General features: G+C 41.3%; 12 protein-coding genes. 3 read left to right on the top strand and 9 right to left on the bottom strand.

Annotated elements, in window-relative coordinates:
- Window positions 1–134: 134 nt before the first annotated feature.
- Both lgt and hprK read right to left on the bottom strand, forming a co-directional pair.
- On the bottom strand, window positions 135–953 hold the full coding sequence (gene lgt, locus K9B36_RS07180) for a prolipoprotein diacylglyceryl transferase (protein WP_223701339.1): 819 nt from the start codon (window positions 951–953) through the stop codon (window positions 135–137).
- Window positions 954–974: 21 nt separating this feature from the next.
- On the bottom strand, window positions 975–1,910 hold the full coding sequence (gene hprK, locus K9B36_RS07175; RefSeq protein ID WP_223701338.1) for an HPr(Ser) kinase/phosphatase: 936 nt from the start codon (window positions 1,908–1,910) through the stop codon (window positions 975–977).
- Between the two features lie 354 nt (window positions 1,911–2,264).
- Between hprK and K9B36_RS07170 the strand changes: the two genes are divergently transcribed.
- Window positions 2,265–2,654, top strand: coding sequence for a hypothetical protein (locus tag K9B36_RS07170; protein ID WP_223701337.1), 390 nt, complete (start codon window positions 2,265–2,267; stop codon window positions 2,652–2,654).
- 138 nt (window positions 2,655–2,792) lie between these two features.
- Here the strand turns inward: K9B36_RS07170 and K9B36_RS07165 are convergent, their stop codons facing one another.
- From K9B36_RS07165 to K9B36_RS07150, 4 genes are read right to left on the bottom strand one after another with little or no spacing between them, the layout of a single operon-like run.
- On the bottom strand, window positions 2,793–3,161 hold the full coding sequence (locus tag K9B36_RS07165; RefSeq protein ID WP_223701584.1) for a phage holin family protein: 369 nt from the start codon (window positions 3,159–3,161) through the stop codon (window positions 2,793–2,795).
- Window positions 3,155–3,358, bottom strand: a complete 204-nt coding sequence (locus K9B36_RS07160) for a PspC domain-containing protein (protein ID WP_223701336.1) — start codon at window positions 3,356–3,358, stop codon at window positions 3,155–3,157. Before K9B36_RS07160 ends, K9B36_RS07165 begins: the two co-directional genes overlap by 7 nt.
- A gap of 1 nt (window position 3,359) precedes the next feature.
- Window positions 3,360–4,541, bottom strand: a complete 1,182-nt coding sequence (locus K9B36_RS07155) for a DUF4097 family beta strand repeat-containing protein (RefSeq protein WP_223701335.1) — start codon at window positions 4,539–4,541, stop codon at window positions 3,360–3,362.
- Between the two features lie 30 nt (window positions 4,542–4,571).
- The gene (locus K9B36_RS07150; RefSeq protein WP_223701334.1) at window positions 4,572–4,874 is read right to left on the bottom strand and encodes a hypothetical protein; all 303 of its coding nucleotides are present in this window, start codon (window positions 4,872–4,874) and stop codon (window positions 4,572–4,574) included.
- Window positions 4,875–5,149: 275 nt separating this feature from the next.
- Between K9B36_RS07150 and K9B36_RS07145 the strand changes: the two genes are divergently transcribed.
- The gene (locus K9B36_RS07145) at window positions 5,150–5,566 is read left to right on the top strand and encodes a hypothetical protein (RefSeq protein ID WP_223701333.1); all 417 of its coding nucleotides are present in this window, start codon (window positions 5,150–5,152) and stop codon (window positions 5,564–5,566) included.
- Between the two features lie 71 nt (window positions 5,567–5,637).
- Here K9B36_RS07145 and uvrA read toward each other — a convergent pair whose 3' ends face one another.
- Together uvrA and uvrB are read right to left on the bottom strand one after the other, a co-directional pair.
- Window positions 5,638–8,514, bottom strand: coding sequence for an excinuclease ABC subunit UvrA (gene uvrA / locus K9B36_RS07140; RefSeq protein ID WP_223701332.1), 2,877 nt, complete (start codon window positions 8,512–8,514; stop codon window positions 5,638–5,640).
- A 7-nt stretch (window positions 8,515–8,521) separates the two neighbouring features.
- On the bottom strand, window positions 8,522–10,498 hold the full coding sequence (gene uvrB / locus K9B36_RS07135) for an excinuclease ABC subunit UvrB (protein WP_223701331.1): 1,977 nt from the start codon (window positions 10,496–10,498) through the stop codon (window positions 8,522–8,524).
- A 337-nt stretch (window positions 10,499–10,835) separates the two neighbouring features.
- Between uvrB and K9B36_RS07130 the strand changes: the two genes are divergently transcribed.
- Window positions 10,836–11,333, top strand: coding sequence for a hypothetical protein (locus tag K9B36_RS07130; RefSeq protein ID WP_223701330.1), 498 nt, complete (start codon window positions 10,836–10,838; stop codon window positions 11,331–11,333).
- A gap of 26 nt (window positions 11,334–11,359) precedes the next feature.
- Here K9B36_RS07130 and K9B36_RS07125 read toward each other — a convergent pair whose 3' ends face one another.
- Complete coding sequence (locus tag K9B36_RS07125; protein ID WP_223701329.1) at window positions 11,360–11,584, bottom strand: DUF2198 family protein; 225 nt, start codon at window positions 11,582–11,584, stop codon at window positions 11,360–11,362.
- Window positions 11,585–11,611 lie beyond the last annotated feature (27 nt).

Raw genomic sequence — 11,611 nt, 5'->3', positions numbered from 1 at the left:
TAGGGACGTTTTTGAATTTAAAAAACATATACCAGGAATATATGACTTACTCTTCATTTAGTATTAGACAAACGGTGCTTATTCTAATTTCCGCATCCTCATAGCGCCTACTCATTACTAAGGCATTATCAGCTTTATGAAGAGGTGTCCAGGTAACGTTTGTTTGCATGTCCTGTCATTCTTCGTGCCACAATTAGAGCAACTGCTAGGATAACGAGGACGATGGAGATTACCTGTGCAATACGCAAGGTTTCTGTCAGCATTAGGCTATCAGTTCGCAAGCCCTCTACAAAAAAGCGGCCGACGGAATACCAGATAACATAGCTTAGGAACAGTTCGCCTCTGCGTAGGTTCACGCGGCGAAGTAGTAATAGCAGGCCAAAGCCGACAATGTTCCAAATAGATTCATAAAGGAAGGTTGGGTGATAATAGGTTCCATCTATGTACATCTGATCTATAATAAACTGAGGCAAATGAAGTCCTTCGAGAAACTCTCTTGTAACCGGGCCGCCATGGGCCTCTTGGTTCATGAAATTTCCCCAGCGTCCAATCGCTTGACCTAGTATAATACTTGGCGCCCCTATATCTGCTAGCTTCCAAAACGAGATACCTCTAACTTTCGCAAACACCACACCTGTAGCGATTGCTCCAATCAAACCACCATGAATGGCGAGTCCACCTTCCCAGATTTTTAAGATATCACCTGGGTTATCCGCATAGTGATCCCACTGAAATGCTACATAATAAAGTCTTGCACAAAGAATCGCAATTGGTACTGCGAATAAAACTAAATCAACGAACACATCTTTATTTAAGCCCCGTCGCTCTGATTCTCTCATGGCAATCCACAGACCAAGTAATGCTCCTGTCCCAATGATTGCACCATACCAGTAAATCGTGATCGGCCACGTTATTAACGTTGGATCTAACGGCTGAATGTTTCCTATCAACATGTTTTCCTCACTCCTGCATCTTTAAATGTCTTCATTTTCTCCTTCATCGATGACACCAGTCAATCGACTTGAAAACTGTTCAGCCGCATTCATTCCCATTTTTTTCAGACGGAAGTTCATCGCTGCCACCTCAATAATTACCGCCAAGTTTCGTCCAGGACGAACAGGTACGATTAATTTTGTTACTTCGGTATCAATTATTTTCATTTTCTCTTCTTCTAATCCTAGACGGTCGTATTGCTTGTTTTTATCCCAAAGCTCCAAATTAATCACCAGCGTAATCCGTTTATAGCTGCGAACGGCACCTGCACCAAATAGGGTCATCACATTAATGATTCCAAGACCGCGAATCTCCAGAAGATGCTCAATCAACTCAGGCGAATTCCCGATAAGCGTATCTGTATCCTCCTGACGGATTTCCACGCAATCATCCGCTACCAGACGATGACCTCTCTTCACCAGTTCAAGCGCCGTCTCACTTTTCCCCACGCCACTTTTACCGGTAATCAACACTCCCACTCCATAAATATCCACAAGAACCCCATGAACCGCTGTTGTCGGTGCAAGCTTGCCTTCCAAATAGTTAGTCAAATGACTCGAAAGCCTTGTAGTCTTCAGTGTTGAGCGTATCAGAGGCACACTTTCCCGCTCAGCTGCTTCCACCAATTCCTTCGGCACTTCCATATCACGGGATATAATTATGCCAGGAGTAACATCTGTACAAAGCTTATCCATCCGTTCCTTGATCTCTGCAGGAGTCAAACGCTCCAGAAAAGAAAGCTCCGTTTTTCCAAGAAGCTGGATTCTTTCCGCAGGATAATATGTAAAATAACCCGCAATCTCAATCCCCGGGCGCGATATATCACTAGTAGCGATTGGTCGGTTAATACCTTCCTCGCCAGCAATTAATTCAAAATTAAACTTCTCAATAAGATCCTTCGTCCGAACCTTTGGCACACACAAAACCTCCTCAAAATAATAAAAAAACAACCTCTCCCCATTCTAGCACTTTTCCCCCACATTATTAAGCACGAAGAAAACTTATGCATGGAGGAGGGAAGAGGGTCTGGCCCCTTTTTCTAGTTTATTCTAAAATTGAGTGAAAATCCCTTTTGGGGTCTGACCCCTTTTTCCATTATCATCCAAACACTCTCAACATTAAAAGAGGGTCGTCCTTTTTAAGAGTTATTGTGATTTTAGGAGTACTTGTGAATATAAATGTTATGAATGACTAGAGGTAGTCCATTATGAAACTTTATTGGTTGATTTACGTATTACTTACTAGCTTACTAGTCGAAGGGGGAGAGTTGAATGGGTTACCTTTACTATCTGACACTCGTTTTATATGCAGTTGCAATTGGATTTATAGGTTTTTGTTTATTCAGTCTGTTTGTAAGGGCAGACAAGAAGAAAGCTTTTATAAGCTTAATTATCGGACTCGTGCTCTTCGTGGCGGCAATGTCGTTGAGTAAGGTACCAAGAGAGGCGTCTGTTCTTGTAGGAGACGTCCAGATATCAACTGACAACAAGGAATACTTTTGCACAATCATAGAAGAAGACGCTGAAACTGAATATGTTTATATTTATGAGGACAAGGATGCTGCAGAGAATTTTTGTTCCCAATTTGAGGTAGGCAAGGAGTATAATCTCCAATACTCTTTGGAAAATAATAGGTATGTAATAACTAAAGTAAATCCTTAAATCTGTAGATAAAATAAAACGCAGAAGTTAGAGAACTTCTGCGTTTTATTGTGTATGGTTATTTTTTATTCTATTTTTACTGTTTATTTACTTTTCCTACTTCAAAACAGTATTCGTCTGGAGTGCCCTAGATTTACATCAACGCTTCTTCCTCTCCTGCAACGGTTCCACAATCGCCTTTTGAATCAGCAGATTTAAGATTGCTATTACAATGGCTGCTAAAATTGCAGTTCCAAAGCCATCGATGTTAAAAGCATCCCCCATTAGAGTTGCGGTTAACATCAGTGTGATGGCATTGATGACAAACAAAAATAATCCTAGCGATAGTACAGTAACCGGCAATGTTAACAGAACAAGAATCGGTTTTACAATAACATTAAGCACCGCCAGTATAATACTTGCAATAATTGCAGCCCCAACACCACTAAGCTCAAAAGAGTCGAAGTAGCCAGCTACTACTATTAGTACAAGGGCATTCACTAATATACTTGCGGCCCATTTCATGATAGTAATTCGGTTTCTTCATTTGGAATGAGGAAGACTAGAACGAAATAAGTAATAATAAGCGGCATGAAACCGGTTGGGAACAACAAGATAACGAAAATTACACGTAATAACGTCGAGTCTATTCCCATATATTTTGCAAGTCCGCCTAGGACACCTGCAAGCTTTCTATCAGTTTTTGAACGAATTAGTTTTTTCATATTATTTCACCTCATAAGGTTTGATTAAAATAGATCCTGTCGTTGTTTCCGCTAGAATGTGAGTAAGCGGCGCTCCTTCTTTTGTGGCTTTAAAATGGAGTGATTTTTGAACCACTTCACTTTTTTCTTCCACGATGTCCATCCCAGGCAGTTCACAAGTAAAGCTTCCTAGATTTGTTTTCAACTCTCCTTCTATCGAGTTGGTAGTTGGGAGATACAAATCGACACTTCCTGTTTTTGTTTTAGCCATAATGGAACGAACCGCATTACCAGTTAATTCTCCAATAACATTCCCATTAAAGCTTTGGATATCCAGTTTTTCAATATCACCTTTTACTGTTACCATCCCATTAATCGTTTCTGCTTCAAGCTCCTTGCTGTTGCAGTCAAGCAGCTTAATGTGGCCATTTGCCGTTTCCACTTCCAGATCACTGCTTGAAGTATTTTGCAGGGTAATGGAACCATTGGCGGATTTAAGCTTCATTGATGTTACATGTAGACTTTCCCCTTCAATGCGCCCGTTAAACATACGAACATGGAGCTTATCGTACTCTGATTCCGGAATAAACACGGTCGCGTTGACTTTTATATGTTTCTTTTGAACAGAAAACCGAAGCTTCCCTGCATCAATGGAGAACAACACTTCGTTTAAAAACGCTTTTCTTGCTTCATCCTGGGAATTTACTTCATAAACCTTAGCCTCACACTCAATTTTTACATCGTTTTCTTTCCAAGGAACAATCTTAACGTTTCCATTCGCAACATCCAAGTCAAGATCCTTCATGTACACATCAGATTGCTGGAATATATGATTGATGCTTGTGGATGGTCCAAAGTTAAAATCTAGATCAAGATCTTTAATTTTTTGAAGGGCACTTCCTACAAAATCCATGATGTTATTTTTAAAAGAGGAAGCCTGCTGGCTATAGGACGATTCCTTTTTCGTTTTTTCTTCCTTTTGATTACCGGATTTAGAAAATACCTGTGTCGACAAAGCGGTAAAAATATTCTCTTCTGCCTCTTCGGTTACTTTGGCGTTTTTTGTTAACTCTGAAACAATCTCGTCGCTCTTCTGTTGTTTTTCCTGATTATTCTTTTCTAAACTTTCCAATAGTATAATTGCTTCCTCCGCTGTCAACTTTCCTTCTTCAACAAGCTTTAAAATTCTTTTACGCTCTTCCATCCTTTTTCCTCCTTATTTAAACAATAAAATTTATGATTCTCTTAATAATTGAATTCCTCTAACAATATTCCAAATAATTGTACCTATGACTAGAATAGCACCTACAATAATGCAAGTAATAAGCCATGGGAGCGGTGCATTTGTCAACGTTACCCCAACGACAAATAACGGTACTACGATAACAGGCAAAAGATGTGATAAAAACGCAGCAGCTGCATGCCCTTTTACCTCTTTCTCGTCGACAATAAAATAGACTACAAGAGGCAGCAAAAACGGCGTCAGAAACAAACTAAAATAACACAATGCTGCTATCAGCTTATTATTCATTCCCATATCCAACCCACCCTTTCATGATGCACATTCTTCACGGTTGATAACCTACCTATACTACGCATACCCTAGCCCAAAAGTTTCACAAATTTCAACTATCTATTTAATCTATCTCTATTGTTGCATAAAAATTTACTTTTGGGGTCAGACCCCAGCAGGAATTCTTCGATCCATGTCGTAGGGCTTGAGGCGTATGTGTTGTAAACGGGGGGGATTTTTTGGGGGAAGAGAGGTGACGTGGTATAATAAGGGTGAATGTGCAGGAAGGAGGGTGCAAGATGCTTGATTTTGTAATGGATCACTTACTTACTATCATTATTGTGTTGGTTGTATTATTTGTAGTGATTCCTTTTTTAAAAAGTATACTTTCGAAGCTTGTTATTATAGGTCTGGTGTTGGTAGGGTTGGTTTATTTTGGCGTATTGGGACCTGACTTCACGGAGTCTTCCTCCAACTTTGTTGAAAATACAATTCAACCTGTCGTAACAGACGAAATAAATAAGGCGGATTTTGACTATGACGAAACTACGAAAGAATATATAATTCAAAGTGCTTCCTTTCACCTAAAAGGAAAGCTGAATGAAAATACTGGTGAGATCCGTTTCAAAGATAAAACTTATGAAATGGACGTTCGTTTTTTAAAGGATATTATTGACCGGAAGATTGAAGAAGAACAGGCTAAACAAGAAGGTTAATCTTGTAAACAGATAAAGAAGGGCAGGAAGCTATATGCACTACATATAGCTTCCTGCCCTTTATTTTATTTCTATCCTTTATTGCTTGTTTCCATTTCTCGAACCTTTTGTTCCATTCGATCACGATCGCGCAGTAGAACTGGACGTAAATATTGTCCTGTATAAGATTCCTTGATTTCAATTATTTCTTCAGGTGAGCCAGTGGCAATAATGGAACCGCCCTTATCTCCACCCTCTGGACCAAGATCAATCATATAGTCCACTGTTTTAATTACATCCAAGTTATGCTCAATCACAAGGACGGTATCGCCGTTCTCCACGAGGCGTTGCAACACCTTAAGAAGTCGTGCAATATCATCTACATGGAGACCGGTTGTCGGCTCGTCTAGAATATAAAGCGAACGTCCTGTGGAGCGTCGATGTAACTCTGAAGCCAACTTCACACGTTGCGCTTCTCCACCAGAAAGGGTCGTGGCAGGCTGACCTAATGTGATGTATCCTAATCCAACATCGAAAACCGTTTGTAGCTTTCTTTTAATTTTAGGGATATTTTCAAAAAAGTTCACGGCATCTTCTACCGTCATTCCCAATATATCGCTAATGTTCTTCCCTTTATATTGGACTTCTAATGTTTCACGGTTATAGCGTTTTCCATGACACACTTCACATGGGACATAAACATCGGGAAGAAAATGCATTTCAATTTTAATAATCCCGTCTCCACGACATGCCTCACAACGTCCACCTTTAACATTAAAGCTAAAGCGTCCCTTTTTGTAACCACGAACCTTTGCTTCATTGGTAGTTGCGAAAACATCGCGAATATCATCAAACACACCTGTATAGGTAGCAGGATTAGATCTTGGCGTTCTTCCAATCGGAGACTGGTCAATATCTATAACCTTATCCAAGTGTTCGATGCCCTTGATTTCCTTATGTTCACCAGGCTTCGTTTTTGCGTTATGCAAACGTTGGGCAAGTGCCTTGTGCAAGATGTCATTAATTAATGTACTTTTACCAGATCCAGAAACCCCTGTTACTGCAACAAAACAACCAAGCGGTATTTTTACTGAAACATTACTTAGGTTGTTTTCCTTGGCTCCGATTATTTCAATAAAACGGTCCTTTACTACTTTTCTTTCCGCTGGCAGTGGAATGAATTTTTTTCCTAGCAAATACTGACCGGTAAGGGATTCAGCGTCATTCATCACTTCCTCAGGAGTACCTGCCGAAACAATGTTTCCACCATGCACGCCTGCACCAGGACCAATATCAATGAGGTAGTCCGCTGCCATCATGGTATCTTCGTCATGCTCGACGACAATAAGCGTATTCCCAATATCTCTCATGTTCTTGAGCGTTTGAATAAGGCGGTCATTGTCCCGCTGATGCAGACCAATCGACGGTTCATCAAGGATATAGAGCACCCCTGTTAGACGAGAGCCTATTTGCGTTGCAAGTCGAATACGCTGTGCTTCTCCTCCTGATAAAGTTCCGGCTGCACGGCTCAGGGTGAGATAATCAAGTCCGACATTGTTTAGGAAGCCTAATCGTTCCATAATTTCGCGAACAATCATTTGTGCAATCTGTCTTTCTTTTACCGTCAAATCAAGGTTGTCGATGAAATCCATTGCCTCGATAATGGAAAAGTTCGTTACATTTCCTATATGATGTTTATTTATAAGCACAGATAAGCTTTCGAGCTTTAATCGATTTCCTTTACATGCGGGACACGGCTGCTGCGCCATGTATTTTTCCATCTGCTCTCGTATATAATCAGAGCTTGTTTCTTTGTAGCGGCGTTCGACATTTCGAATAACACCTTCAAAAAGGATATAGCTTTCGCGAACCTGACCAAAATCATTTTCGTAGCGGAAGTAAATCTCTTCTTTTCCGCTCCCGTATAGCACTTTATTCAGTAGATGTTCTGGGATGTCACTTACAGGAACATCCATGTCAATTCCAAAGTGATTGCATACGGCCTGAAGCATCTGTGGATAGTATTGGGAACTGGTTGGTTCCCAAGGAGCAAGTGCATGCTGCTTCAAGGACAGGCGCTTGTTCGGCAACACCAAATCGATGTCCACTTCAAGCTTTGTTCCAAGGCCATCACATTTTTGACATGCACCATATGGACTGTTAAAAGAGAACATCCTAGGCTCGAGCTCTTCGATCGAAAAACCACATTGTGGGCATGCATGGTGCTCGCTGAATAATAGTTCCTCTGCTCCTACAACGTCCACAATTACCTTGCCATCACCCAGGCGTAATGCTGATTCAAGGGAATCGGACAGGCGAGTGGCGACACCGTCTTTAACAACAATACGATCGATTACCACTTCAATGGAGTGCTTTTTGTTTTTCTCCAACTCTATTTCATCGGAGACCTCCACCATCTCACCATTAACGCGCACACGTACATAACCTTGCTTTTTAATGTCTTCGAGTGTTTTTACATGGGTCCCTTTTCTCCCTTGGACAACTGGTGCAAGGATTTGAAGCTTTGTCCGTTCCGGGTACTCCATTATTCGATCTACCATCTGTTCAATCGTTTGCGAGGAAATTTCAATTCCATGCTTTGGACAAGTTGGTCGCCCGACTCTTGCAAACAGTAAGCGTAGATAATCATAAATTTCCGTTACTGTACCGACAGTGGAACGCGGATTACGGCTTGTTGTTTTCTGATCAATGGAAATAGCTGGCGAAAGTCCTTCTATCGCGTCCACATCCGGCTTATCCATTTGTCCTAGAAATTGGCGTGCATATGCCGAGAGGGACTCCACATATCTGCGTTGCCCTTCCGCATAAATCGTATCAAATGCCAGGGACGACTTTCCTGAACCTGATAGTCCTGTTAAGACAACTAGTTTGTCTCGGGGAATGGTCACATCGATATTTTTTAAATTATGGGCTCTGGCCCCTTTCACTACAATCTTGTCCATTGCCATTCTACTGTCATCCTTCCGCTTTTAACTCTAAAATGAGGTCACGAAGCTCGGCTGCCCGTTCGAAATCGAGTGCCTTTGCTGCATCCTTCATTTCCTGTTCCATGCTCTCTATAAGTACCGCACGCTCTTTTTTATTTTTCGGGCGCAGCATTGCTTTTGTTTCGTATTCACCTTGGTCTTCCGCAGCAAAAGTAGCACGAATGACTTCCCGTACTTTCTTTTGAATTGTAGTAGGTGTAACGCCATGTTTCTGATTATATGTTTCTTGGATTTCCCGTCGGCGATTGGTTTCGCTTATGGCAATATCCATTGATTTAGTGATTCTATCGGCATACATGATAACTTTTCCGTTGGAATTACGTGCAGCACGTCCAATTGTTTGTATTAGCGAGCGTTCGGAACGAAGGAAACCTTCCTTGTCTGCATCTAAAATGGTCACGAGCGAGACCTCCGGAATATCCAGACCTTCTCGCAGCAAGTTGATGCCAATTAGAACATCATGCTTACCTAGTCGGAGTTCGCGGATAATTTCAATTCGGTCTAGCGTCTTAACTTCTGAATGCAGATACGCTACTTTAATTCCGAGCTCTTTTAAATAGTCAGTAAGATCCTCGGACATTTTCTTCGTAAGTGTTGTAACAAGCACTCTTTCATTAACCTCTACCCGCTTATGGATCTCATCGATCAGATCGTCAATTTGACCTTTTATTGGACGAACTTCTATTATAGGATCAAGCAATCCTGTTGGACGAATAATCTGCTCAATCATATTTGGAGTAAGGTCGATTTCATATGGTCCTGGAGTTGCCGATACATACACGATTTGACTTGTTTTACCTTCAAATTCTTCAAAACGCAAAGGTCTGTTGTCCTTTGCTGAAGGCAAGCGGAAGCCATGGTCCACGAGCACCTGTTTTCTTGCCTGGTCACCATTGAACATTCCCCTAATTTGTGGAATTGTAACATGGGACTCATCTACAATAAGCAGAAAATCCTCTGGGAAGAAATCTATGAGCGTGTAGGGAGTGGAGCCAGAAGGTCTTAGTGTCAGGTGTCTGGAGTAGTTTTCAATACCTGAGCAAAAGCCCATCTCCGCCATCATCTCCAAGTCATACCGTGTTCGCTGTTCTAACCGCTGCGCTTCTAAAAGCTTCCCTGCTTCCCGAAGCTCCACAAGTCTCTCTTCCAGTTCCGCCTCGATATTTACTATCGCTTTTTTCATTTTTTCTTCACGAGTTACGAAGTGGGAGGCAGGAAAGATGGAAACATGATTGCGGTCACCGAGGATTTCTCCCGTTAAGGCATCCACTTCCCGTATGCGATCTATTTCATCACCAAAAAATTCAACACGGATACAATGCTCATCACGTGAAGCCGGGAAAATCTCAACCACATCGCCGCGAACACGGAAGGTACCACGTTTAAAATCAATATCGTTTCGTGCATACTGAATATCCACCAGATCTCGTAAAAGCGCGTTGCGTTCTTTTTCCATGCCTGTGCGCAATGAAACAACCAGGTCACGGTATTCTTCAGGTGAACCTAACCCGTAGATGCAGGAAACACTGGCGATGATAATGACATCGTTGCGCTCAAAAAGTGAGGCGGTGGCAGAATGTCGAAGCTTATCAATTTCATCATTGATGCTCGCATCTTTTTCTATGAAAGTATCAGTGGAGGGTACATACGCCTCAGGCTGATAGTAATCGTAATAACTGACAAAATATTCAACTGCATTATTTGGGAAAAATTCTTTAAATTCACTATATAACTGCCCTGCCAACGTTTTGTTATGGGCAATAATTAATGTAGGTTTATTTACTTGCTGTATAACATTCGATACTGTGAAGGTCTTTCCTGTTCCGGTTGCACCAAGAAGTGTTTGATGCTTCTTGCCAGCAGTCAGTCCTTCCACAATCTGACGAATCGCCTCTGGCTGGTCTCCCTCAGGTTTATAACCTGACACTAACTCAAACTGTTCCATTCAAAAAAGCCTCCATTTCCGTTCATCAATCTCTACTAATATTCTACCACAACCAACATCCAAAACAACAAAAATACGAACTTACATTCGTTTAATTGATGTTTCATTTATGTTTCATGAGTATTAAATTTCCTGCAGGGGCCAGACCCCTGCAGGAATTTATTCCTCTATGTAATACTCTATACCCAATTTAATGGGATACCCGATATTATTAAGGTTTTGCTGTTAAGTTTTTTGAGTTGTGGTTTAACTTGGGTTGTTGCGATATTGGGTTTGTTCTATTATTGTTATTGTTATCATGTTGCAGCTTATAGAAACGTGTGTGAGGGAGATTGGAATGAAAAAAATTATTATAGGCGTGGGAATCTTCGGGTTATGGCTATTAAGTGGATGTAATGCCAATAGCATTCCAACAGAACCACTTGAATTAAATTATCTCGATGAACAAGCATTAAAAAATCCTGAACAGGAACTAACCTACAGCGATATAGACGGAATGTTTGTCCATGATTATATTAAGGAGAACAAAGACAAAGCTGTTCGTTGGACAGCGACAGTAAAGAATGTAGAAGATGAGCATACCTATGAATTGCAGGAACCACTGCTTCCCTCCATCCTCGTGACTTTCATAGAGGCACCGGATGAAAAGGTCGAGACAGGAGACTTAGTTACCTTCACTGGGGTACTGACAGGTTATGGTGAGACCTTTGGGAAAGATCCATTGTGGGTGGTACGTCCGGCGAAGCTTGAAGTGACAACAGAAGAAGAGCGCGAAGAAGTGGCCCATTACCAACAGGCGGCAGAAAACGCCAAAAAAGAGGCGGAATCAAATTAATTTCCGCCTCTCCCTTAATACCACAGCTATCGAAATTTCCTTACCATTTTCCTCGCATATAAAAAGCCGGCTATAATGGAAAGGATATCTATGAAAATTATATACCATTCTACTGTGTACCCTTTAATAACCGAGCCGATAAACAATGCAATGGTCAATGCTGTACCGACATACAAGTTGTACGTCACTCGGGTGAATAACACAACAAGCAATGCAGGTAAAAACACGGCTAATAGTAGCTTTACCAACAATCTCAAAACCTCTTTCCCATAAGCAAC

It is taken from the genome of Sutcliffiella deserti, from assembly GCF_020037475.1.
Taxonomy (GTDB): Bacteria; Bacillota; Bacilli; order Bacillales; family Bacillaceae_I; genus Sutcliffiella_A; species Sutcliffiella_A deserti.
Note: the sequence above shows the minus strand (reverse complement) of the source record. Positions and strands in the feature narration are given on the sequence as shown.